General features: G+C 50.6%; 20 protein-coding genes. 7 read left to right on the top strand and 13 right to left on the bottom strand.

Annotated features, from left to right (window positions below):
- From H8L47_RS27490 to H8L47_RS27475, 4 genes are all read left to right on the top strand, one after another.
- The coding region (locus H8L47_RS27490; RefSeq protein WP_222616707.1) for a hypothetical protein at positions 1 to 339 on the top strand (339 nt) is incomplete at its 5' end.
- A gap of 396 nt (positions 340 to 735) precedes the next feature.
- Positions 736 to 1,386: a DsbA family protein gene (locus tag H8L47_RS27485; protein ID WP_186957017.1), complete on the top strand. Its 651-nt coding sequence runs from the start codon at positions 736 to 738 to the stop codon at positions 1,384 to 1,386.
- The gene (locus H8L47_RS27480) at positions 1,383 to 2,306 is read left to right on the top strand and encodes an aldo/keto reductase (RefSeq protein ID WP_186957016.1); all 924 of its coding nucleotides are present in this window, start codon (positions 1,383 to 1,385) and stop codon (positions 2,304 to 2,306) included. The genes H8L47_RS27485 and H8L47_RS27480 overlap by 4 nt, the downstream gene beginning before the upstream one ends.
- A 262-nt stretch (positions 2,307 to 2,568) precedes the next feature.
- Entirely contained in the window at positions 2,569 to 4,935 is a 2,367-nt protein-coding gene (locus H8L47_RS27475; RefSeq protein ID WP_329605500.1) for a putative bifunctional diguanylate cyclase/phosphodiesterase, read from the top strand.
- A 121-nt stretch (positions 4,936 to 5,056) separates the two neighbouring features.
- Here the strand turns inward: H8L47_RS27475 and H8L47_RS27470 are convergent, their stop codons facing one another.
- From H8L47_RS27470 to H8L47_RS27460, 3 genes are all read right to left on the bottom strand, one after another.
- Positions 5,057 to 5,944 carry a LysR substrate-binding domain-containing protein gene (locus H8L47_RS27470; RefSeq protein WP_186957015.1) on the bottom strand — a complete coding sequence of 296 codons (888 nt, stop codon included), beginning with the start codon at positions 5,942 to 5,944 and terminating at the stop codon, positions 5,057 to 5,059.
- Between the two features lie 200 nt (positions 5,945 to 6,144).
- Positions 6,145 to 7,569 (bottom strand): FAD-binding oxidoreductase, encoded by a 1,425-nt coding sequence (locus H8L47_RS27465; protein ID WP_186957014.1) that lies wholly within the window; start codon positions 7,567 to 7,569, stop codon positions 6,145 to 6,147.
- Positions 7,570 to 7,733: 164 nt separating this feature from the next.
- Entirely contained in the window at positions 7,734 to 8,288 is a 555-nt protein-coding gene (locus H8L47_RS27460) for a hypothetical protein (protein ID WP_186957013.1), read from the bottom strand.
- Between the two features lie 139 nt (positions 8,289 to 8,427).
- Here H8L47_RS27460 and H8L47_RS27455 point away from each other — a divergent pair, with 139 nt between their 5' ends.
- Positions 8,428 to 8,979, top strand: a complete 552-nt coding sequence (locus H8L47_RS27455; RefSeq protein WP_186957012.1) for a cob(I)yrinic acid a,c-diamide adenosyltransferase — start codon at positions 8,428 to 8,430, stop codon at positions 8,977 to 8,979.
- Between the two features lie 182 nt (positions 8,980 to 9,161).
- Here the strand turns inward: H8L47_RS27455 and H8L47_RS27450 are convergent, their stop codons facing one another.
- The 3 genes from H8L47_RS27450 to H8L47_RS27440 all read right to left on the bottom strand — a co-directional run bounded on the left by H8L47_RS27450 (position 9,162) and on the right by H8L47_RS27440 (position 12,223).
- Positions 9,162 to 9,560, bottom strand: a complete 399-nt coding sequence (locus H8L47_RS27450) for a glutaredoxin family protein (protein ID WP_186957011.1) — start codon at positions 9,558 to 9,560, stop codon at positions 9,162 to 9,164.
- An 18-nt stretch (positions 9,561 to 9,578) separates the two neighbouring features.
- Positions 9,579 to 11,765 carry a TonB-dependent receptor plug domain-containing protein gene (locus tag H8L47_RS27445; protein WP_186957010.1) on the bottom strand — a complete coding sequence of 729 codons (2,187 nt, stop codon included), beginning with the start codon at positions 11,763 to 11,765 and terminating at the stop codon, positions 9,579 to 9,581.
- Positions 11,766 to 11,851: 86 nt separating this feature from the next.
- Entirely contained in the window at positions 11,852 to 12,223 is a 372-nt protein-coding gene (locus H8L47_RS27440) for a hypothetical protein (RefSeq protein ID WP_222616706.1), read from the bottom strand.
- Positions 12,224 to 12,676: 453 nt separating this feature from the next.
- On the opposite strand from H8L47_RS27440, the gene H8L47_RS27430 reads away from it, so the two are divergent.
- Entirely contained in the window at positions 12,677 to 13,324 is a 648-nt protein-coding gene (locus H8L47_RS27430) for a DsbA family oxidoreductase (protein WP_186957007.1), read from the top strand.
- Between the two features lie 99 nt (positions 13,325 to 13,423).
- Here H8L47_RS27430 and H8L47_RS27425 read toward each other — a convergent pair whose 3' ends face one another.
- From H8L47_RS27425 to H8L47_RS27415, 3 genes are all read right to left on the bottom strand, one after another.
- Positions 13,424 to 14,158, bottom strand: coding sequence for a glutathione peroxidase (locus H8L47_RS27425; protein ID WP_186957006.1), 735 nt, complete (start codon positions 14,156 to 14,158; stop codon positions 13,424 to 13,426).
- 258 nt (positions 14,159 to 14,416) lie between these two features.
- Positions 14,417 to 14,980, bottom strand: a complete 564-nt coding sequence (locus tag H8L47_RS27420; protein ID WP_186957005.1) for a hypothetical protein — start codon at positions 14,978 to 14,980, stop codon at positions 14,417 to 14,419.
- Positions 14,981 to 15,232: 252 nt separating this feature from the next.
- A complete protein-coding gene (locus H8L47_RS27415) occupies positions 15,233 to 16,066 on the bottom strand; it encodes an alpha/beta hydrolase family protein (RefSeq protein WP_186957004.1) in 834 nt (277 codons plus the stop codon).
- Positions 16,067 to 16,267: 201 nt separating this feature from the next.
- Between H8L47_RS27415 and H8L47_RS27410 the strand changes: the two genes are divergently transcribed.
- Positions 16,268 to 16,831, top strand: a complete 564-nt coding sequence (locus tag H8L47_RS27410; protein ID WP_186957003.1) for a hypothetical protein — start codon at positions 16,268 to 16,270, stop codon at positions 16,829 to 16,831.
- 108 nt (positions 16,832 to 16,939) lie between these two features.
- On the opposite strand, the gene H8L47_RS27405 is transcribed toward H8L47_RS27410, so the two are convergent.
- The 4 genes from H8L47_RS27405 to H8L47_RS27390 form a co-directional block, all read right to left on the bottom strand.
- Positions 16,940 to 19,522: a tetratricopeptide repeat protein gene (locus tag H8L47_RS27405; protein WP_186957002.1), complete on the bottom strand. Its 2,583-nt coding sequence runs from the start codon at positions 19,520 to 19,522 to the stop codon at positions 16,940 to 16,942.
- Between the two features lie 108 nt (positions 19,523 to 19,630).
- The gene (locus H8L47_RS27400; RefSeq protein ID WP_186957001.1) at positions 19,631 to 21,421 is read right to left on the bottom strand and encodes an ATP-binding response regulator; all 1,791 of its coding nucleotides are present in this window, start codon (positions 21,419 to 21,421) and stop codon (positions 19,631 to 19,633) included.
- 150 nt (positions 21,422 to 21,571) lie between these two features.
- On the bottom strand, positions 21,572 to 23,413 hold the full coding sequence (dxs, locus tag H8L47_RS27395; RefSeq protein ID WP_186957000.1) for a 1-deoxy-D-xylulose-5-phosphate synthase: 1,842 nt from the start codon (positions 23,411 to 23,413) through the stop codon (positions 21,572 to 21,574).
- Positions 23,414 to 23,610: 197 nt separating this feature from the next.
- Positions 23,611 to 24,498, bottom strand: coding sequence for a polyprenyl synthetase family protein (locus H8L47_RS27390; protein ID WP_186956999.1), 888 nt, complete (start codon positions 24,496 to 24,498; stop codon positions 23,611 to 23,613).

Below are 24,498 nucleotides of genomic sequence, written 5' to 3'. Positions count from 1 at the left end.
CCGAACAGGACCGTGAAACGATTACGCGCCAATGATAGTGCTGCAACCAGTGTGAAAGTAGGTTATCGTCAGGCTTTTATTCCGCATACCCCCGCTTATTCAGTTAAGCGGGGGTTTTGCTTTTGTGTGCGCAACAAAAAAAACAAAAATAACAAACAAAAACAAGATCAAAAACAAGGTCAAGACCTCTCAACAATGAGGCACCCAGACACAGAGTCGCTCCGAGAAAAGCAAGAACAGCAAGAACAAGCGAAAGCTCTGCTTTTACTCTTTGACTCTCGCTCTTTATTCTTTATTTCTGGGGCAATGAGATGCAACTCATCTGATTTGTTCGTTTAATGTTGTCTACATCGCGCGCACAGCTCACCGCATGGCGCATAAGCTAATCGACAAAGATCATCGACTTGACTAAAGACCGACACAAAGCCCGTACCAGGAAATCCACAAGAATTGACAGGCAATAAAAAAAGGGAGCTGACGCTCCTTTTTTTGTTTTGACGTCAAACCTCAAGATATCGAATACTTGGCTCTACAAAGCGATAATCCAGTTCTCCCTTGCTTATCTCTGTCTCTGTGGTGAGAGGTCTTATAGATATAAAGAAAACTTCGAAAGCTGGCTTGTAAGTGGCTGCCCCTTCCTCTATGGTAAGAGGTCTCCAGGTCTTAAACTGCTCAACCCAGCAATTTCCAAGTTTCTATACAATGGCATATCCCTTTTTACTCAGAGATAAGCTTATGACGCAGTTGATCTATGTCGCAGACCCCATGTGCTCCTGGTGTTATGGCTTCGGGCCGGAATTGCTGGCCTTGCTGGATACCTTGCCTGGTGCCAAAATGGATGTGATCATGGGAGGCTTGCGTGCCTATAACAAGCAGGTGCTGGATGACGAGACGCGAACTACTATCCTTGGGCACTGGCAGCATGTGGCTGAGCGTACTGGTTTGCCTTTCAACAGTGCAGCCCTGTCGCAAGCAGGTTTTATCTATGACACTGAGCCTGCATGCCGTGCTGTCGTAACGGCACGCACATTGACGGATGATGATACTGGCCGCGCAGCGTTGGCTGTGTTTCATGCGATACAGCATGCTTTCTATGCCGAGGGCAAGGATGTGCGTGACACTGCCGTATTGTCAGCGCTGGCGGTTGAGGCGATGAACAAGGTCGAAGGTGACGACAGTTTTGATGCCCAGAGTTTTGCCGAGACCCTTGTTTCACCCATGGCGATGTCGGACACAAGAGAGCATTTTGAACAAGCCCAGCGCTGGGGCATACGCGGTTTTCCAGCCCTCTTGCTGGTGCATAATGAGGCGCTGCATATGCTGGCTTCCGGCTTTACCACACGGGATGATTTGATCGCCACTTTACAGCAGGTACAACAAGCATGAGTATTTCAACGAGCAGCCCGCGTTTGCACATCGCCCCGAATGGCCCTGAATTTTCCCGCATCGTATTGGGTTTGTGGCGCTTGGGGAGCTGGCAAATGTCTGCGCAGCAAAGAGTGACATTTCTGGAGCAGGCGTTGGCTCTGGGTGTCACTACCATAGACCAGGCCGATATCTATGGCGATTACCAAAGTGAAAGCCTCTTGGGCGAGGCTATCGCGTTGGCGCCGCATTTGCGGGATCAATTCCAGTTCGTCAGTAAATGTGGCATCAAGCTGGTCTCCAACAACCGGCCTGCACATGGCGTGCAGCATTACGATACCAGTGCTGCGCACATCATCGCCTCGGCTGAACAGTCGCTGCGTGCAATGCAGATAGAGCAACTGGATTTACTGCTGATACACAGGCCAGATCCGCTGATGGATGCGGATGAAATAGCGGGCGCTTTCCGGCAATTGCAAGAGAGTGGCAAGGTCAGGCATTTTGGCGTGTCCAATTTCACCAATAGCCAGTTTGAATTGCTGGCAGCCCGCGTCCCTCTGGTTACCAATCAAGTCGAATTATCCTTATTGCATATGCAGGCTTTGCATGATGGCACACTTGATCTGTGCCAGCGTCTGCGCATGGCACCGATGATCTGGTCGGCACTTGGTGGTGGTAGTTTATTCCGCCCATTAAGTGAGCAAGATGAACGCAGTCAGCGTATCAGTGCCGTGTTGGTACGCATCGCTGCTGAACTTGATGTCAGCACTGCGACGGTAGCGCTTGCGTGGATTTTGCAACATCCCTCCAGGCCACTGGTATTAACCGGATCTGGACGTATAGCTGCGATTCAGGCAGCTGTTCTTGCTACTACCATTGTCCTCAGCCGTGAACAGTGGTTTGCGTTATGGTGCGCCTCTGCCGGCAAGAACGTCGATTAATCGGTGCTTGCAATTCGCGCGCGTGTGCAATTAATCCACAGGCATGCTGCTGCCAATCTGGACAGACTTGATACCAGGAAAACAAGATAGAATCAAGGCGATAAAGTCACAATATTGCCAAAAGGAAATGCATTTTTGTGACATTTTCCCTGCTTAGGATTAATTTCTGTTTAAGTAGTTAAATGTTGGTATAGTATTACTGATCTGGCCGCTGAATTGAGCCTGGCCTGTTTCGTGATGTAATGACAGAAGGACAGCATTTGTGACTGTTTTTCAATTCATCCGCAGTAACTACATGGCAAACTCTCCGGCACTGGGTGAAGCGCACCAGTGGCGCGAGCAAGTGCTGTCGGCGATATTATTTTTTGTATTGACACTGGGTGGTGCGACCGCCATCCCCAGCATTGTCCTGGCCATCAGCGAAAACCTGTGGTCGGTCGTGGTAGTCGATATTTTTGCCCTGGCCTGGATCGCCACCATCTGGCGTCTTCCTTTCTTGAGTTATAAACAGCGGGCCTGGAACTTCTTGCTGTTTCTGTATTTACTAGGCGTCTGGTTCCTTATCAAGGTTGGTCTGACCGGACTGATTTATCTGCTGGCCTTTCCGGTACTGACCTCCTTGCTGCTGAATATGCGCCTGGCCATGCAAGCCCTGTTGCTGGCTTCGGTCAGCATGCTGGTGGTGGGGTATATCGCCGATGCGAATTTGCATGTGTATGGCTTTGATTCACACCCCTTCATGCAATTGGTGGTGGTGACGATCAATTTCACTTTCATTGCGGCAGTCATGTCGATTTCTTGTGGCGTGCTTTTGCAAAGACTGGATAACTCGCTCGAACACCAGCGCATCATCACCGCCTCTTTGCAGCAGGGGCAAGCATCCTTGAAAGCGACAAATGAAGAATTGCGCCTCATCGTTGCAGCGGTAGCCCGTTTGAATGACATCGTGATGATCATCAAGGTGGATGTCGACCCTGCCGGAAAGAGGCATCTCAAAATCGTTTTTGTGAATGATGCTTTCGTGCGCCAGACCGGTTTTCAAAGCGAAGAAGTAATAGACAAGTCCCCGGCGTTCCTGCAAGGCCCACGCACCCAGGCAACAGAGATTGACAGACTCAATCAAGCCCTGATTGCCTTTGAATCCGTGCACATAGAATTGATATGCTATACCCATGACGGCAGTGAATTCTGGATGGAGGCCGATGTCGTACCGCTGGCAGATGAACAAGGCCTGTTCAGCCACTGGGTTGCGACCGGGCGTGACATCAGTGACCGCAAGAAAGCGCAAGAGCATATCCACAGACTGGCCTACTTCGATGTTCTGACAGGTTTGCCCAACCGCCGCCTGCTGCTGGACCGCATGAGCATCTTGCTGGCCACGGCCAGGCGCAGCAATATGATCAGCGCCGTACTCTTCATTGATCTCGATCACTTCAAATACATCAATGATGCACGCGGCCATGCCGTGGGTGATGCATTACTTACCCTGGTGGCACAAAGGCTGAGTAGTAGCTTGCGTGAAGTCGATACAGTGGCACATATCGGTGGTGATGAATTTGTGGTCCTGCTATGCCATATCTCCAATGATGTGGTGGCTGGTGCCCATGCGGCACAAGCCGTGGCAGAGAAAATCCGTCATTCAATCTCACAGTTTTTTGATATCAATGGCCTGCAATACAGCACCACCTGCAGCATAGGCGTCACCTTGCTGCCGCGCGAAAATCAAAATTCTCATGATTTGCTGCGCGAAGCGGATACCGCCATGTATCGTGCCAAGAGCAGTGGTCGCAATCAGATCGCCTTCTATGAAACCGGCATGCAAACCGAGGTCGAACAAAGGCTGACCATGGAAAGAGAGCTGGGCGAAGCCATCTCTGGTGGGCATTTGCACATGTACATACAGGCACAGGTCGACAGGCTGGGTAAACCAGTTGGCGGTGAAATGCTGATGCGCTGGATACATCCTGAGCGCGGTTTCATTTCACCTGCACTCTTCATCCCGATTGCAGAAGAATCAGGCATGATCTTGCGCCTGGGTGACTGGGTGCTGGAACAAGGCTGCCTGGCCTTGCTGCAATTGCAGGCTGCAGGCTGGGACATACCGCTCTCCGTCAATGTCAGCCCTAAACAATTCCGCCAGCCTGACTTTGTCAACAAGGTCAGGCGTGTATTGAAATATACAGGTGCACCGCCAACGCGCCTGATCTTTGAAGTCACTGAAGGCCTTCTTATCGATAACCTGCAAGACACCATCGCCCGCATGCTGGAGTTGACCACCCTGGGCATCCGTTTCTCAATAGATGATTTTGGCACCGGTTATTCCAGCCTGGCCTACCTCAAGCGCCTGCCACTGTACGAACTTAAGATAGACAAGAGCTTTGTGCAAGACACGCCGGATGATGCGAATGGTACGGCCATCGTGCAATCCATACTTTCAATGGCCTCGCATCTGGGATTACGGGTCGTCGCAGAAGGGGTAGAGACCAAGGAACAGGCTGAGTTTCTGATCGCCAATGGCTGCGCCTCCATGCAAGGCTTCCTGTTCGCCCGCCCCATGCCATTGGATAAATGGTTGTTGCTGCAACAGCAGATAGGGCAGCCTGGTAAGGAGAGTAGCAAGGTGGTGTAGCTGAAGAAAATGGGCAGGGTGTGCAGTGCGCGCGCCTCGCATTTGTTGCAACATAACTTTGCAAAAGTGCATATGCCTCAACAAGCGGCGCGCATGGCACGCCCCTATGCAACAAAGTCGCTTACACCTGCTGATATGTCGCCTGCATCCAGTCTATAAACAACTGCACCTCTGGCCGTATATTGGCTTGTGCTTCATGCACCAGGTAATAGGCGTGCGGTGGAGTTGCCAACTGCGTATCGAGTACTCTGACCACTTCGCCTTTACTGATCATGTCCTGGGCAAACTGCTGACGGGTCAGGCCTATGCCGTGACCATGCTTGACTGCTTCCAGCAGCAGGCCCAGGTCATCAACACGCAAGCCCGTAGTTGGTTCTGGCCAGTCCAGTCCAGCAACTTCAAACCATGGCTGCCAAGGCTCCAGGGCTGAACGCAAGAGCCTTGCATGGCGCAAATCTGCCGGGCTTTGTATCGGTGGCAAAGTCTTCAGGTAAGCCGGGCTGGCGACTACAAAGCTGGGTTCGATAAACAACTTCTTGGTCACCAGATTTGGATATTCACCAGCACCAAAACGTATTTCCACATCGCTTTCCGACAAGCTCAAGTCATACAAAGGCACAAACAGATAGACTTCAATTTCTATCTCAGGATGGGCATCTGTAAAACTGGCCAGACGCGGCATGAACATATAGCGCGCAAAGGTCGGCGGTACCGTCACCTTGACGCGCAACTGGCTTTGCGTCACCTTGTTCGGCAGCGGAAAATCAGACAAGGTGCGTAAGGCCACCCGCACCACGTCCAGATAGCGGCGGCCAAATTCAGTCAGCGTGACACTGCGCCCTTCGCGTACAAACACGCGTTCACACAAATGCTCTTCCAATAAACGTATGCGGTGCGACAATGCAGAAGGCGTAATACACAACTCCTCTGCCGCCACCGCAAAAGAACTATGCCGCGCCGCAGCTTCAAAAGCAGATAATGCATGTACCGGTGGTAATCGTGTTGCCATACTCTACTCTTCCTGATGTGTTCTGTTTGGTGTTTCAGTTGCCACGACAATAAGTGAGCGACGTGAGTAGTGCAGGTAATTGGCAAGGGCGACACAGGCTTAGCCATATTGTTTCCCTTGGAATTTCTCTGTGTTACCTCTGCGACTCCGTGTCTCTGTGGTGAATGGTCTTGACTTAAATAACTTGAATACGATCTCGATTATTCTTCAGCTTCATCCCACGCAATAATCTTGCCGGGATTTAAAATATTCCTGGGGTCAAATGCATGCTTGAGCAAACGCATCATGTGTATCGCATTTGCTCCATGTTCCTCAATCAAAAATCCCATCTTGTGTATGCCCACGCCATGCTCACCAGTGCAGGTGCCGTCCATTGCAATTGCGCGCGTCACCATGCGCTGGTTGATGGATTCTGCCACTGCAATTTCTTCCGCGCTATCCGGGTCTACCAGCATCAATACATGGAAGTTGCCATCACCGACATGGCCGATGATGGAATAGGTGACCCCATGGTTCTCACAATCAATCTGGGTTTCGCTGATGCATTCCGCCAGACGTGAAATCGGCACGCAGCAATCGGTAGAAATCGAACGTGAACCTGGTCGCATTTGCAGCAGCGCAAAATAAGCATTATGCCGTGCCGCCCACAGGCGGCTACGATCTTCTGGCCTGGTCGCCCATTCAAAATCTCCGGCACCATTCGCCGCTGCAATTTCTTGCACCAGCTCTGCCTGTTCTTTGACGCCATGCTCAGTGCCATGAAATTCAAACAGAAGCAAAGGCTTGACCGGCAAATTCAATTTGTCATGTGCATTGATGGCGCGCACACCATTCGCATCCAGGAATTCTACCCGCGCAATCGGCACGCCCATTTGTATGGTCTGGATAACAGTGTTCACTGCATCTGCATTGTCTGGGAAGCTGCACACCGCAGCCGAGATGGCTTCTGGCAAAGGATAAAGCTTGACCGTCACTTCGGTGATAATGCCCAGCGTGCCCTCACTGCCGACAAACACCCGCGTCAAATCGTAACCGGCAGACGACTTCTTGGCACGTGAACCCGTGCGTATGATGCGGCCATCTGCAGTCACCACCGTCAGTGCCATGACGTTTTCACGCATGGTGCCATAGCGCACTGCATTCGTGCCAGAGGCGCGCGTAGCGGCCATGCCACCCAGGCTGGCATCCGCACCAGGATCGATGGGGAAGAACAGGCCAGTATCACGTATCTCCGTATTCAATTGCTTGCGGGTGACGCCAGCCTGCACGGTCGCCGTCAAATCTTCTGCATGCACGGCAATCATGCTGTTCATGTGCGACAAGTCTATCGTCACACCGCCATGCAGGGCCAGGATATGGCCCTCCAGCGACGAACCAGCCCCGTAGGGTATGACTGGCACATCATGCGCATGACACAGCCTGAGCACCTCTGCCACCTCTTCCGTGCTCTGCACAAACACCACCGCTTCTGGTGGCATGGGGTCGTAGGAAGATTCGTCGCGGCCATGATGCTCACGCACCGCCAGGGCGATGCTGCAACGGTCTTCCAGCAAGGCTTGCAGCGCATGCAGCAAGCTCGCGGGCAGGGGCTTTCTGACACTCGCCAAAATGGCAGGATGGTTCATAATGAGGTCCGTACTGGTCGTGATGCTCTCTATTATGCTGTGTCCGGCCAAATTTTGCCGCATCCTTTCAAAGTTCCTGACTGATTTAATTTGCCCAGGGCAATTCGCTCTCAAGCGCTGGCGGTCTGATAGGCGTCATCAAGTCGCATTTTGAAGGCTGGTACTTATCCTAACTGTATAGCTTCCGCGTTAGCATCCGCCAGTTTGAATAGTAAATCTTCAACAGCCGCCTCTGAAACAGAACCAAGGTCTATACTTAATTGCAAGGCGTCACCCTCTTGGGTGATGCCAGACATGAAATGCACAACGCCGTACAGGCCATCGGCATTCTTGGCATTGCCATCCTCGCCATCAAACCATGCCATGAACCAGCCTGTCAGTGTGGCCTCTGCAACATCAAGAGATAGCCCGCTGATCTGCAAGGGCAACCAGTCCCAGGTGAATGGCGTGATACTCACCTCGCTGGCCGATAATTGAAATGCAAAAGGCTCAAATTCCAGCTGGGTCTTTGCATCTACCGTGTGCGACTGACCGGCAAACTCACCTTCCACAGGTATCCAGTCTGCCCGGCAGGGTAGCGCTGGCTTGCCTTCCAGGCTGAGCGTACCATCGGCATTGCGGTATGCAGGTTCTACATGGACATTGCCATTGCTGGTCGCTGCAAAAAGTACGGTGATATAAGAAGCGCGTATCGCGGCTAATAATTGTGTAAGTGTCATGCTGCGATTATATTGATAAGGTACAAGCAGAGCAATGATAGTAGGCTGGCATGCCCCAATGCCATATATGCTGTGCTTGAGCAAATTTTGCCGTATCCTTTCACACTTCCTTATTTATTTTTTACTTATTTTATTTGCCATGGGTAACCGACTCTCAAAAATCGCAACACGTACCGGCGACAAAGGTACGACCGGCCTGGGTGACGGCAGCCGCATCGCCAAAGACGCCCTGCGCGTGCACGCCATGGGCGATGTGGACGAACTCAATTCCCAGATTAGCGTCTTGCTGTGTGAAGACATGCCAGAGCAGATGAAGCAGGAATTGTTTTCCATCCAGCACGACTTGTTCGACATGGGTGGCGAACTCTGCATCCCCGGCTACACCATGATCACCGATGCGCAGGTAGAAAGGCTGGACGCCCTGCTGGAAAAATACAATGCCGACCTGCCAGCGCTAAAAGACTTCATCCTGCCAGGAGGCTCCCGCGCCGCCGCCATCGCCAACGTCTGCCGCACCGTCTGCCGCCGCGCCGAACGCGCGATAGTCAGTGTAGGAAATGCCGAAGCGATCAATGAGGCACCAAGACAGTATATGAACCGCCTGTCGGATTTGTTGTTTGTGCTGTCGCGGGTGTTGAACCGGTATGCGGGGGGGAGTGATGTTTTGTGGGAGAAGGAACGTCAACGCTAGAAACCCTGATTAAGTTAAGCGTGACCATATTTTTAGCCTGCGAAGTTGGCAAAAATGTCACAGTACTAATGTGTGGTAGAGCCACTTTATTAAAACTAAGGTTGCTCGCTACTCTCACTCAGGGTTTCTTGATTGTCGGGTGATATATCTCTTGCAGGAAGGCGTTAATACTACGAATTACTTTATTTGTTACTTAGAGTTTTTACTAATGCTGCATAACCCTCGCTGCTGAATCCCACAAGCATTCTGTTTTCACTGATTAACACTGGTACGCCGGTTTCCCCCAGTTGTTTGTAAGACTCGGTCGCTGCTTTAGACTGATCCAGGATCAAGTCGTTGAAAGGAATGCCTGCCTGTTTCAAATAGTTGCGTGCGGTTTCACAATGTGGGCAAGTCGAGGTGCCATATAAAGTTAAACTATGTGGCAAAGATTTTACATGGACAGAATAATCACCTTTTTTAAAAGGTCCTTGCCAAGTTTTATACCAACCAGGAGCATGACTTCCTAAAACTACTGCTAGCGCCGCAGTCGCTAGCAGTACAAATCCATCTTTCAGATATTTTCTATATTTAGTTTGCATGGTATTTTTTTTGTAAATTTATAGTTTGAGTTCCATACGTATACCAACGCGCGTATAGGATGAGTTAAAGGAGTGCGTTTGCAAGGTGTTGCTGTTACCGCGGTATTCACTGATGCTCTCTGCTTGCGGGGCAAACAAATTATCCAGGTTCATGACCAGGCGCAGGCTGGGGTTGACAGTCCAGTTGGCGTTGGCTGTCAATGTGGTTTTGCGTGCTTCGTAGGTTCTTTGTGTCAGGTTATTCCTGTACCAGTCGCCGGGTAGCCAGTTGGCATCAAGGTCTATCTTGACGGGCAAATCTGCCATGGTATAAGTCATGCCAAATTTGGCGCGCCAGGGGCTTTGGCCTTCCAGGCGGTTATTGGGGCCCGGCAAATCACTCAGCACTGAATGCGCCCAGCCGAGGCTGCCGCGCAGGTCCAGTTTTGCGGTGGTTTTCCACAGGTCGCGTGCGGCAACACGCCAGTCGACATTGATACCTTGCAATTCAGCATGGCCCAGATTGGCCGGGCGTTCTACATAGCGTGCCTGGTTGGCCCAGGGCACGTTCATCAACAACACTTCCGTGCCTGTCTTGCGGGCAATCTGGCGCGCATAGAGTTCCACGGTAATCTGACTATCGCTAGTCAGGCCATGTTCATACGCCAGGTTCGCGGCGATGGCACGTTCGGGTTGCAGCGCAGGGTTACCCATGCTATCCGGAGTATCTATCGTATTCTGACCGCAACCAGAGGTGATGGTGCATGGCGCGGAAGCGTTGACTGAAGGTTGCAGCATTAATTGATCGAGTTCAGGGGCTCTGAAACTTTGTGCCAGAGAAGCTCGCCAGCGGCGTTTCTGATCACCTTCCAGTTTTTTAGAAAAATGCAATGATGGTGACCACACCGTAAATGAAGCATTGCTGTTGATATTGTATTCATTGATCTTCAGCACACGATCTTCTACTGACAGGCCCGCGTTGAGGGCCAGGTTTTTGTTGACACGCCAGTCGTCCTGCACAAACAGCCTGCGCGTTTTCTGGCCGGTATTGATGTTTCCACCTAGCAGACTGAGACTGGTATCGGGCAGATTGTTCAACCAGTATGTGTTCTTGATGTCCTGGTTTCCGTGCGTCAGTTGCAAGCCTGTTTTGAAATCATGGCCGCCACTGAAGCTGGTTTTGTAATTCAGTGACAGGAAATAGCTGCTTTGATCAGTGCGATAGGCTTGCCGGCGCACAGCATAGTCCGTTGCCGTATCTTCGTCGCTGCGCCAGCTATCGTTCTTGATCTGCATCTGGTTAAAGCGGAAGATGGTTTCCAGTTGCCCGCTGTCACCAGCGTCATAAGACCAGGTCAGAGGCAGACTATATGAAGTCATTGGCGACGTACCGCGCTGCAGTGCTTGTTGTTGCCTGCCATTACTCCAGTAACGCTGCTCACTCCTGTCATTGCTCAGCGTTATCCTGCCTATGTCCGGCCTGAAACTCAGGTTATTATTGGCATCGAGCTTGTAGGCCAGTTCACTGGATAGTGTCAGAAATTCGGTAGTACGTAGGTTCTTGCGCACCGATTCAAACTGTGGCTGCAGTGTTGGGGTCGTTTGTACTTGTTCTGCATGACTGGCGCTGGGGCTGCGCTCATGCTTGGCCATGGTGTTCAGACTCAGGCTCAGCGGACTGTCAGGACTGAATTGATTCAAGTTCCAGCTAGCGTTTGCACCATATTCGCCAGTTACGGCAGTCGCACCCATACGCAACTGTTGCACATTCTTGCGCTCTACTTTCCGGCTGATGATATTGATAGTACCGGCAATGCCAAAGGGACCGGTTTCTGCCGTTGCAGATTTAATGATCTCGATTTTATCAACCTGGCTCAGATCGAGTTCCAGCGGGCTTTTTCCTGTGGGAGCCTGGCCGTCAATTAAAATTTGCGTATAACCCGGCAAGCCAAGCAGGCCCAGCCTGCCATCTTTGCCGACGCTGACGGCGGGTTCGCGCTTTAATATCTCACTGACATTTTGCAAACCGCTATCGGCAATTTGTTTGCGCCCTATGATTAATTTTCCTGCGACAAAATCACGGCTGGCTTCTATGTCTGTCTGGCTGCCATTCACGACTACTTGTTGTTGTACTTGTGGTGCAGCAGGCGTTTTACTTGTATCTTGCGACCATGCTGAAGCACTCATCAGCAAGAGCCCCCATAAGAGTGTATCAGTAATTTTCATTGATTTGGGTGTGAGCAGTATTTCACCGAACGAGGAAAGTATCTATTGTGAGTAAGGCTAAAATAGACTAGCCAGTTACCAGATTATTAGTCAGGGTTGTATTGGCAAATGTCTCGACAAACTTGCTCAACCTTGTCGTACATTTTTTCAGTTTCTTCTTTTTCTTTTCTTTCCAGCTCTTGCAGTTTTTTAGGATCGGTTTCTTTTTCCTTTTCAGCGCGAACCTTCCTTAGTTGTTCACTATATTTTGGGACATCGACAGGCAAGCTTGCATTGCAACGTTGTGTGCATTCGCTACGCGTACTCACTCTTCGTTCTTGGGCATAAGCACCTACTGTCGCAAATACTGCTGATACGATGATTATTAGTAGAGGTTTTTTCATTTTTATCTCGTAGTGCAAATTAATTTCTGCAAGAAAACCGAACAATAGATCTAACGAAAAGATTAGCTTGATCATGGAAATTAACTTCCATGATCAAGTCATGCACAAATTTTACAAAGAGGTACAGTAATCTACACACAGATTTACAAATTCCCATCCATTTGCTTTAACACATGCGGCAATACATTTCATCTGAGGGGAAATTTCTTCCTTGTCTTTCCCCGCGTAAGCGGAAGAAAAACAGGCTAAAAAAACAAACATAAGGATAGATTTGCGCAACATTATCGTCTCCTTTATTAGTTGATGGGGATGCAATATTAATTATATTGGTAATATATTGTCAATATAAAATAAAAATATATTTTCATAATAATAAGGTTTGGTCCACGCGCATTCTTTCCAGATATCAGCTTGCCGCTGACCTTGAATTGACAATAAATGCGCACATATGTGATCTCATACTGGTACTTGAGCTGCCAGACATTTGATAGCTGCGGCGCGCAGGCGGGTGGCGGAAAGAGGTAGAAAATGAGTAAAGAGATCAGGATAGATTTTGTGTCTGATGTATCTTGCCCCTGGTGCATCATAGGGCTGAAATCACTGGAGCAGGCAATCGACAAGATAGGCGAAGACGTTGATGTCAAACTGCACTTCCAGCCATTTGAGTTAAATCCCAACATGCCGGCAGAAGGTCAGGATATTGCAGAGCATCTGGCAGAAAAATATGGGGCAACAGCTGAGCAAACCGCCAGGAACAGGGAAATGATAAGGGCGCGTGGAGCAGAGCTGGGTTTTGAATTCAATATGGCTGCACGCAGCCGCATCTACAATACTTTTGATGCGCACCGCCTGCTGCACTGGGCTGAGTTACAAGGTCGCCAGCATGCCTTGAAAGTGGCGTTGTTTGAACTGTATTTCAGCAAGGGTGAGAGCCCGGCTTCACACGAGGCACTGGTGCGTCTGGCGGGTGAGGTGGGGCTTGATACTGAAGAGGCTGCGCGTATTCTGGCATCTGACACATATGCTGCCGAGGTGCGCGAACAAGAGCGTTTTTATCAGCAGCATGGCATTAGTTCAGTACCGGCTATCATCATCAATGAACGCCATCTCATCTCTGGTGGGCAGCCGCCAGAGGTATTTGAACAGGCACTGCGCCAGATTGCGGCGCAGGCTTGAAGAAGTAAGACCATACACCTTCAGCCAGCAAGAGTGAAGGTGTATGGAGTTCGCCAGATGGCTAAGGCGAACTCACTGTCATGGTATTAATGACAGAATTTAGGTACGAGTTTTAATCCATGCACTGATGGCAGTACCATCACCTATCAAGGCACCATTGACAAACAGTTGCGGTGAAGTACCCTTGCCAGCAACTGCTGACAGCAGGCGTTGACGCACATTGTCTGCCAGAGGCATTTCCAGATAATTCACACCCGCAGCATCGAGTTCTTCTTTCGCTTTTGCACAAAATGGGCAACCGACTTTGCTGAACAGAGCGACTTGTTCGGGCTTGGCCGCTTTTGGTGCAATGTAGTCGAGCATGGTGTCAGCATCGGATACCAGGAAAGGGTCGCCTTCCACATCTGGTTCTATGAACATCTTGCTGACCACGCCGTTTTTGACCAGCATTGAATAACGCCATGAGCGTTTGCCAAACCCCAGCGCAGATTTATCAACCAGCATGCCCATGCCTTCGGTAAAGCTGCCATTGCCATCTGCGATCGGGCGCACTGCTGTCAGCCCCTGGTCTCTTGCCCAGGATTCCATGACAAAACCATCATTGACTGACACACACAAAATACTATCCACACCATGTGCTTTAAACAGGCCCGCCAGTTCTTCATAGCGCGGCAGATGGGTGGACGAGCAGGTAGGCGTGAATGCACCTGGCAATGAGAAAACCACGACGGTTTTGTTATCGAACAATTCTGCGCTATTGGTGTTCACCCACTGATTGTTTTCGTGGAGCTTGAAGTCGACTTGAGGAACTTTATTGCCTTCAAAATTTTGCATGGTATTTCCTTAGGTTGAATAGGTCGCGGATGCACTGTGCGGGAGCGGGGTCGCCCTGATGTCACTGAGCATACACTGCTTCAGCAACATGATACCCTGAAGATGAAACGTATTTGCAAAAACGGCAGGAATATGGAAGCGGCGCTTACGTGTGGCGCCAGATATTCACAGGTAGATTTCGAGCGGTGGCCTGTGGATAATGTGAAAAGCCAGTTCACACAATGATGTGGCTGGCTTAACTGTACGTCTCGCGTGACTTTATTCTTTTTCGATCAGTAAGGATTTGAAAAAGCGATCTGCGATTTCTTCAGCTTTTTTGTTCGAAGGTGCATGTCCTATCTGTTGCAGATAAATGGTATGTGGGGCAACATAGGCTTTCAATGTGAAATCCTGGCCTTCCAGTCTGCCCTTTAATTGCTTGCCTTTGAGGTCGCCTGACGCCAGGGCTATATCTACCCAGCCACCATCGGCATCCAGTAAGAACTTTGAAATAAAGCCTCTGCGCAAATTGTCGAGCATGGTGTTCAGATAGGCCATTTCATAACCTGCCGCCGACGGATCATTGCGGTTAAATTCCAATATGCCCAGCATCATCATGCAGCCATCGGCATCCATGGTGTAGGTGGTGCGTTTGAAGGGGGCGCCTTTGCGATCCGGCAGGTTTTCTTCCGTTTTTTCAGGGGTGCTCGCTGCCCAGAACTTGACGCGTTTGTCGTCGCTGGTCAGGATTTGACCGCCAGCATCGGCTGCCTGAGTAACGCTGCAAAACAGGGAACTGAGGACGATCATCGCTAAACAGAGTGGTCGGGAGAGTATGCGCATACGAGTTTCCTTAAATAGTCGGACGATACCATGGCAATGCGTCTGTCAAATGTGGGGGTATACATTGTCACAATTTTGTCCGTGTTGATTCATGTAACATAAAACGCGATGCGAATAGTATATTGAACAAACACATTCGGCTCAATTGCCAGGTGATCAGCGGTCATGCTGGATGATGTACGGTAGTTAAGGGAGCTATTTCCCCCATGTCCAAGATTAAATCGATGCCTGATCAGCAGACCTTTGTATTTTTTATAAAGTTCGCAAAAAATGATCGATGATGGATTGCTTGATTTCTGGCGCACTTTCTTTGCTAAAGCCATGTCCGGTTGGATAGGACTTATGTGTTACTGGGTGTTTGAACTTGCGCTCATTCAGATAGCGGAGAATATCCTGTGACATGGGCAAGCTGGGCCAGATCTGGTCATTTTCTGCAGACACCAATAAGATGGGGCCATTGACTTTTTCAAGTGCAAAGCGGACTGTCTGCAGGTTTTGTTGATTTTCCAGTGCAGTTAAAAAGCGGCTGACTTGTGTTTTCCTGTCGCCATCAGGCAGGATCAAGCCGGGGATATTCTTTCCTTGGAACGTCCATGCGGCATCTGCTTCTGTCGGACCATTCCATACAACATTGCTGGGTGTGGTCACAGCCACAGACTTGATGCGGGCATCATGTATTGCCAGCAAGAATGCGGCTTCCGAACCTCTTGATCCACTGACGACGCCGATCCTGGCCGGGTCAACTGCCGTTTCTGTTTCCAGATAGTCAATGGCGCTGATGAAATACTCCATAGGTATATGGTCCAGTTTTTCAGGCAATCCTGTTTCCTTGAAGTAGGCCAGGGCGAGCACTGCGATGCCATTCGGGGCTATCATGGCACCGTTGGCCTCGCCAAAATTCATGCCGCCATCCGAACCACCAAAGGCAATCACAACGGGCACTTTTGTCGCTGATGCAGGCAGATATAGTTTGCCGACCAGATTTTTGTAGGCGATAGTTTTTACCTGGTATTCCACGCTGGAGGCATGAGCAATACCATCACAAAAAAAGAAACACAAAAGAAGTGAGATTAACTTGGTGCGCATGGGGAGTGGACTGATTTTTTTTAGATATTGCGCCCATTATGGCGGGTATTTGCGTGCATGTTTGCGGAATCTATATATAGTTTTAATTTCCGCATTTTTTCATTGCAAGGCTGTTCTGAAATGAGTATGTTGTAGCCCTTGAATTTTTGTATGTGCATAGTAATTCGGGTTTTTGTCATCACTTGTATTTGGAGAGGATTAATGGAACAAATTTTTCAACATCTGGATCAACTCCAGGCATTGATCGGTGCAGCATATTCCAGCGAGATCAGCAGGGAGAAGATTGCTTACTACATCAGGGAATCGGACAAGAATTTTTTTCGCGACACACCTCAGCGCAAGGTCCTGGTCCTGGATTATTTTTCTGGAGATTATGATTACCAGTCAGAAGAAGAAATCGATGAATTTGAGGATCAGGAAGCCATAAAAAAGGTGTACGCAGCGGCAAAAGCGTATTTGCAAGATAAATTGTCTCACTTGAAATCCGTAGATGTCGATGCGACCCCTTGGCCCAGGGATTTGGCAAGCTATAGCGATTTTGCAAACGACGAGAAAGAAGATCAGGAGCTGTGCGATTCAGAAGGCGACTCCTACACCTGGACTCCCTATGCCGATGGCGGCGCCATACTGGATGAGAGCGAGCTTGAGTATGTGCTGTGGGAAACTGAAGACGAGTACATCGCCTTGCAAAAAACCAAGGTCACTGGCGATGGTAATTACTATTATTGCGCCATGGTGACAGTGACGCCGCGATTAAAGAACTGAAGCATACGCTCATGTGCATGCATTAATTCTAGCAGCCTGCAACAAAGCGATAGCATGCAGGGCGAAATAATTCTATGCCTTATTTTGCCCAGGTTGCAGTACTTGTTGTCATTCAGGATTTTGTTCGCACCATTTTTTCCACATACCCCGATAGGCCGCTTCCATCTTGCGGGCAAAGCCTGACTCATCCATCAGGGGACTGGCCTTGGTTTGCTCACGTAAGCCCATGCGCAATTGTGCGAGACCTGTTAAGTCGCTGGCCAGCGCCACAGCTTTGTCTATGTATTCCTGCTCAGTTCTGGCTATCCATTCCGGGTGGCCAGCGCCTTCCAGTATGGAACTGCCCAGCAAGCCCATACTTGGTCGATCTGCCAGAGTCACATAGGGAACCCCCATGTAGAGAGATTCAAACAAAGTCGTGCCTGAATTATGGGGGAAGCAATCCAGGCCTATGTCGATCCTGCGGATGGTGTCCCAGGGAGGGGTATGGAAACCGATTTCCAGTCGGGATCGAGATACACCATGAGCCTCAAATTTGCGAATAAAGGCCTCTTGCATACTGGCTTCGGCAAAACTGATACTGTCGATAATCAGTTTTGCACCCTCTACTCTATGCAGGATGCCAGCCCAAACAGCGATGACTTTATCGTTGATACGGATAGCGCGACTCAGGCTGCCAAAGCTGACATAGCCACATTGTAATGCGGGCAGGGGGCTTACTGACCCCATGTTTTCCGCGGGGCGGAATGCATAACCGGGAGTTTCCAGACGCCAGACTTGTTCTGCAAAAAGAGACTCGCATCCTGCAGGCATACAAGTGTTATCCATCAACATGTAATCGATGGCCTTAATACCCGTGGTGTAGGCGAAACCCAACCAGGAGGTAGACACTGGTGCGGGTTTGCCAGCAAATACTTGCAGGCTGTGGTTGCCGGTATGACCGGCCAGGTCGATCAGGATGTCGATGCCGTCAGCACGAATGCGCTCCCCCATAGCATCATCTGACATAGTCAGCGTTTGTACCCAGTGATCCACATATGATTGATAACGCTTGGTGACAGCGTCTTCCCATTCTGGCAGAGCATAGGAATAGACATAAACTTCAAATTCGCGCTTGTCATGATGGGCTAGTACTGGTTCGAGAAAATGTCGCACCGGATGGGTGAACAAGTCGGGAGATACATAGCCTATCTTCAACCGTTTGCCAGGATCACGCTGATTGGAAAACGCCCGCCATTTTTTCTTCAAAGCTTGGCAGAAGCGTTTGTCATACTCATCGTACTCAGCATATATGGCTGCACTGCTGAGTTCTGGATGGTAGTTCAGGGAAAACAAGAGATGCGAATGGATCTCCGCCGCATCTGGAGTCAACTGCATCGCCTTGCGAAACAAGGCGATAGCTTCATCCAGGCGTCCCTGATCAGAATAAACCATAGCCAGATTGTCGTAGGCTTTGGCGTTGCCAGCATCCATCTGCACCACTTGCTGGTAACTGTCAGCCGCTTCTTGCAGACGTCCCCATCTTTTATAAACACTGGCAAGATTATTATGGGCATTGAGCATGCCAGGTGCCAGTTCCGTTGCTCGTTTGAAGTAGGTGACCGCATCAGCAAAACGTTTTTGTTGGTAGGCAATCACGCCAAGATTATCGAATACCACGGCATCATCCGGACGAATCTTTAATACTTGCTGGAAACGCGCCTCTGCCGCTGGAAATTGCCCCAGACTCATCAACAATATACCCAGGGTACCGATTGCATCTGCATAATCAGGTTGAATGATGATGGCTTTTCGCAAATTACGCTCGGCGTCTTGCAGCTTGCCGAAATCCATTTGCATCGATGCCAGCTTGCATAAGGGCGTGGCATCTCCAGGGTTGTTGGCGGCAGCAGTCAGGTAAGCGGTTTCTGTTTCTGCATACCGTCCCTGGCCTTGCAGCAGCGCCGACAGATAATCCAGCGCGCCATGGTGGCCAGTTTGCAAGGCCAATGCCTGGCGATAAGCTGCCTCGGCATCTGCCAATCGGCCATGCTGATGCGCCAGCATGCCAAGGGAAAAATGTGCTGATGCCAAATCAGGATTTAACCGGAGAGCCTTGCGACAGCTGGCCTCCGCTTCGCCTGGTCGACTCAGTTGCAGGAGTAAAGCGGCCAGATGGGCGTGCGCCTCACTGAAATCAGGCGCGATATCCAGCGCCTTGCGGCAACTGCCTTCTGACTCTTGCCAGCGCGACTGTGACTGCAGGCTGAGGCTGAGATGATAGTGAGCGTTGGCATCATCCGGCATGGTTTTCAGCGCTTTGCGGTAACAAGCCTCTGCTTCAGTAAAATAGTTTTTTTGCCCCAATAACAGGCCCAGACTATACAGAGTGTCGCCAGCGTCAGGCGTGATTTTCAGTGCGCGACGGTAGCAGGATTCTGCCTGAGTCGTCTCTTTGAGTGCAATATGGATGTCGCCCAGTTGGTGGTGGGCTATCGCATTGCTGTCGTCGAGGATAAGCAATTGCCGATAACAGTGGGCAGCTTCTTGTAGCCGACCGGCATTTAAAAAAATATCTCCCTGCTTCTGGTATTCAGTCGTGGCTACCGTGCCAGGTGCCGGAACCCAGGCTACTGCTGCGCTACCGGAACGCGCAGACGCTATGGGTTTAGCATCGCTGCCGGTAAGTTTATTTTTAAGCCAGGTGAACATGAGAGTGATTTTGGTGTGCTTTACAGGCTGTCACACTACTCCAAGCTTTTTAAAAAAGCAATTTGATTGAAGCTGAAAAAACAAATGTGCTGATGCAAACATGTTTTTTTAGTTTTCCTGATGTGCACTTTTCGGACCTGCATTCACAAGCTTGAGAACGGCCGCATGCAGCGCATGACCCTGCAAGGGCTTATGCAAGACCGGCAAGCCTGTCGACATGAGCAGCTTTACTTTGTCGGGCGAGGTGTCCCCGGTAATCAAGAGTGCCGGAATCTCGCGGTTAAATTCATGGCGCAGACTGCAGATGACATCCATGCCTGTCGCAGTTCCGTGCAAGCGGTGGTCACAGATAATCAGATCTGGTGCGCGTTCTACATTTGCCAGTTGTGCCAACATTACCGCGCCTGAATTGGCGGTCAATACAGTGCAGCCCCATTGTGACAAGAGCAGGCTGCTGGCATTCAGTATCAATTCTTCATCATCGATGATGGCAATAAAAACGCCATGTAAACTGTCTGTATGCAGTTCTGGCATTTGATTTGCCTGCGGGGTCTCTGCGATAGATTCATGGCTGGTTTGCACGGTAATCGAAAACATTGAGCCTCGTCCAGGTTCTGAAACCACGGTGATCGCTGTGCCCATGATCCTTGCCTGGCGCTGTACTATCGCCAAACCCAGACCCAGGCCCCGTGCATTGGCGCGCTGATGGTTGCCGACCTGATAGTATTCCTCAAAAATCTTGCCTTGTTCCTCCTTGTCTATGCCTATACCAGTGTCATACACTGCAATGCGCAAGCCGGCAGCACAACGGCGGCAGCCCAGCAAGACTTTGCCACACTGGGTGTAACGCAGGGCATTGCTGACAAAATTGCGCACAATATTTTCCAGCAAATGCAGGTCTGCATGGACATGGGCCGAACATGGTGCCACCCGCAAGATCAGGCCTTTTGCCTGCGCCTGGTTGCTGAACTCAACCTTGATCTTATTGAGGATCACGGCAATCGGGAAATTGCTGAACTTGGCTTCGATAACACTGGCATCAAGCTGTGATAAATCCAGCAAGGCACTGAACATTTTATCCATGTTGTCAGCGCATACGCGCGCATTGTTCAAGATGGCGCGAGCCTCTGGTTGCAAGTTGGCATAGGCCAGCCCACCCAGATACAGATTCATTGCATGCATGGGCTGGCGCAAATCATGGCTGGCAGCCGCGAGGAAACGGCTTTTGAGATGGACGGCGGCTTCTGCGATTTCTTTTTGTTTTTGTAGTTCTTTCGCCAGTTTTACAGCGACATAATGTTTGCGTATAGAGTCAACCAGGCTGCGATGCATCTTGATGGCGAGCAGGCTATTGAGTAGCAGGATGAAGGCAAAGGCAATCGCGACAGTATCGCTATACTTGTCGTAGTACCACAGGGAGATCAAGGGTACGCTGGAGACACAGGGCAAAAAGAAGCAGTAAAAGGCGGGTAAATGGGCATTGAGAGCGGGCAGAGAAACAGAGGCGACACCGAAGATGGTAAAGATGACCAGCATCTGCGCTTCAAAATTGCCTGGTATCCATAAAAGAAAGACTCCTGCTACCCATAGCAGGCCACTGATCAGGGATGAGACGGTGATGGCGCGCAAACGCCATTGCGCATTGCTGACATCCAGGTTCGCGCGCCCCTGTGCAAACCAGTAGTAGGGGCTGATAATATTGAAGACCACCAGTGTACCAAACCACAGCCATATATAAGCATGCTGGCCGCTATCGCGAAATAACCAGGCGACCAACAGCGCGACAGCACTGCTACCAAGCCTGCCTACCACCAGGCTGCTGTCAAACGCCTTGGCTTGATCAACCAGAACCTTGAGTTCAATATCATCAGGTTCTTTTGCCGTTGCGCTGGAGTTCATTTTATGGCCCCGGTTTCACAGCTTGCTCTCAGAGAATGTCAGAAATCAGTCCAGGTAGTAATGTGCGTTTAAGCTAAAATCGAAACACTGGAGGTTTTATCTAACTTTCTCTTTGCCCGTGTGGTGAATTTAATGGTCTTTTTTTGTCAATCAGAGAAACCTGGCACGTATGGATTTTTCTATCCCCGCTGCATCCAGCCCACATTGGGCGAGTAGCAAAGCCGGGTCACCATGATCGACAAAGCGGTCGGGCAAGCCCAGTATGAATAGTGGTTTATGGATGCCAGCTTCGGCCATCGCTTCTGCCACAGCAGAACCAGCACCACCCATAGTACAGCCTTCTTCTACTGTCACCAGTTCATCATGGCTGGCGGCCAGAGATTTGAGTAACTCCACATCCAGCGGTTTGATAAACCGCATATTGGCCAGGGTGGCATCAAGCTGTTCTGCTGCCTGCAGGGCCGGGTGTACCAGCGATCCAAAGGCCAGTATGGCGATGCGCTTGCCCTGACGTTTGACTTCACCTTTGCCTAGCGGGATAGTGTCCAGATCTTTGCCAGTCGGCACGCCTGTGCCAGCACCGCGTGGGTAGCGCACAGCCGCAGGGCCAGGATATTGATAGGCTGTGCTCAGCATCTGGCGGCATTCGTTTTCGTCAGATGCTGCCATGACCACCATGTTCGGGATGCAGCGCAGATAGGCCAGGTCATAATTACCGGCATGCGTCGCACCATCTGCACCAACCAGGCCAGCGCGGTCGAGTGCAAATGTCACATCCAGGTTTTGCAGGGCAACGTCATGGATTAACTGATCGTAAGCGCGCTGCAAAAAAGTAGAGTAGATGGCGACGACAGGCTTCAAGCCTTCGCAAGCCAGGCCCGCTGCAAAAGTGACTGAGTGCTGTTCTGCAATGCCGACATCGTAATAACGCTTGGGGAATTGTTTTTCAAATTCCACCATACCTGAGCCTTCGCGCATGGCCGGGGTGATGCCGACCAGTTTTTGATCCACCGCCGCCATGTCACACAACCAGTTACCAAAGACCTGGGTATAACTTTGCTTGGCAGGTGCAGCAGCAGGTTTGATGCCTTCTGCTGGATTGAACTTGCCAGGGCCGTGGTATAAAACCGGATCAGCTTCAGCCAATTTATAACCTTGGCCCTTTTTGGTGACCACATGCAAAAATTGCGGACCTTTGAGGTTCTTGATATTTTGCAGTGTCGGTATCAATGAATCAAGATCATGGCCATCAATAGGGCCTATGTAATTGAAACCGAATTCTTCAAACATGGTGGCAGGCACTATCATGCCCTTGGCATGTTCTTCGAAGCGTCTGGCCAGTTCCAGTACAGGGGAAGGCAGGACTGATTTGCCGACATTGCGGGCTGCTGCGTAGAACTTGCCCGACATCAGGCGTGCCAGGTAACGGTTCAGTGCACCGACCGGCGGCGAGATTGACATATCGTTGTCGTTCAGCACGACCAGCAGATTGATGTCTTCATGTACGCCGGCATTGTTCATGGCTTCAAACGCCATGCCTGCCGTCATCGAACCATCACCGATGATGGCAACTGCATGGCGGTCTTCACCCTTGATGCGGGCGGCCAGCGCCATACCCAGCGCGGCAGAAATCGAAGTCGACGAATGTGCAGTGCCAAAGGTATCGTATTCGCTTTCCGCACGACGCGGGAAGCCAGAGATGCCATTCAGTTGACGCAGGCTATGCATCTGGTCACGACGGCCAGTTAAAATCTTGTGCGGGTAAGTCTGATGACCGACATCCCATACCAGCCTGTCTTCTGGCGTATTGAAGACATAGTGCAGGGCGATGGTTAATTCCACCGTGCCCAGGTTGGACGACAAATGGCCGCCCGTCTTGGAAACAGAGTCAAGCACATACTGACGCAACTCGTCGGCCAGAGGCTTGAGTTGGCTGCGCGTCATGCTGCGCAGGTCAGCGGGGGAATTAATGGTGTTTAATAAAGTCGTCATTGTTCTTTTTCATTACTTGGCTAAACGTCCCAGATGATCGGTCTTTTCATACCTGGCCGACCGCCGGAGCTGCTATCGCATACCTGCACTGCATTTACTTTTCCGGCTTGTTACTGTCCGGGTACTATTCTTCGTTTTGCTAAGGCGGTGCGCATAAGGCACCCCACAACATCAACTACAACATCAACAACATATCATCAGGCTTGGCGCTGCACGATCAAATCTGCCAGCTCATGCAATAAGCTGGCTTTGTCACCAAAATTACTCAGCGCCTCATGCGCATCATGGCATAGTTGCGTAGCTAATGCGCGAGAAGCATCCAGGCCCATGAGGCTGACAAAGGTAGGCTTATTGTCTGCCGCGTCCTTGCCCGCCGTTTTGCCCAGGGTCGCAGAATCTGCCGTGGCATCCAGTACATCATCCACCACCTGAAAAGCCAGGCCTATGGCGGCCGCATAGCTGTCCAGTGCAGCAGTTTCATCTGCCGTCAGGGTTTTGCCGCACATGGCCCCTAATAATACAGAAGCACGCAACAGAGCGCCGGTTTTTAGCCTGTGCATTTGCTCCAGTTGTTCTCGGTTCAGGGCGAAACCGACGCTGGCCAGATCAATCGCCTGGCCTCCACACATGCCAACCGAGCCGGCAGCGCGCGCCAGCAATTGCAGCATCGCCAGTTTGGTCGTGGCGTCGCCTTCACCCTCTGACAGCACCAGGAAAGCTTGTGCCTGCAAGGCATCACCCACTAGCAAGGCGGTGGCTTCATCATACTTGACATGTACCGTGGGCTTGCCGCGGCGCAAGGCATCATCGTCCATGCAAGGCATGTCGTCATGCACCAGTGAATAGGCATGGATCATTTCAACCGCAACAGCAGCACGGCTCAGCAGGGCCGCAGGGGCATCAAATAGCTTGCCAGCGGCATATACTAATAAAGGGCGCACCCGTTTGCCGCCATCCAGGGTGGCATAATGCATGGCGGCATGTAATTGTTGCGGAACTGTATTTCCATCCGGCAAAAACTGTTTCAGGCTGGTTTCGCAGCTTGCCTGCGCTTGTCGCATCCAGTTACCAAATTGTTCATTCAT

This window comes from Undibacterium umbellatum, assembly GCF_014284125.1.
Classification (GTDB): Bacteria; Pseudomonadota; Gammaproteobacteria; order Burkholderiales; family Burkholderiaceae_D; genus Undibacterium; species Undibacterium umbellatum.
This window is presented reverse-complemented; position numbering and strand designations above follow the sequence as displayed.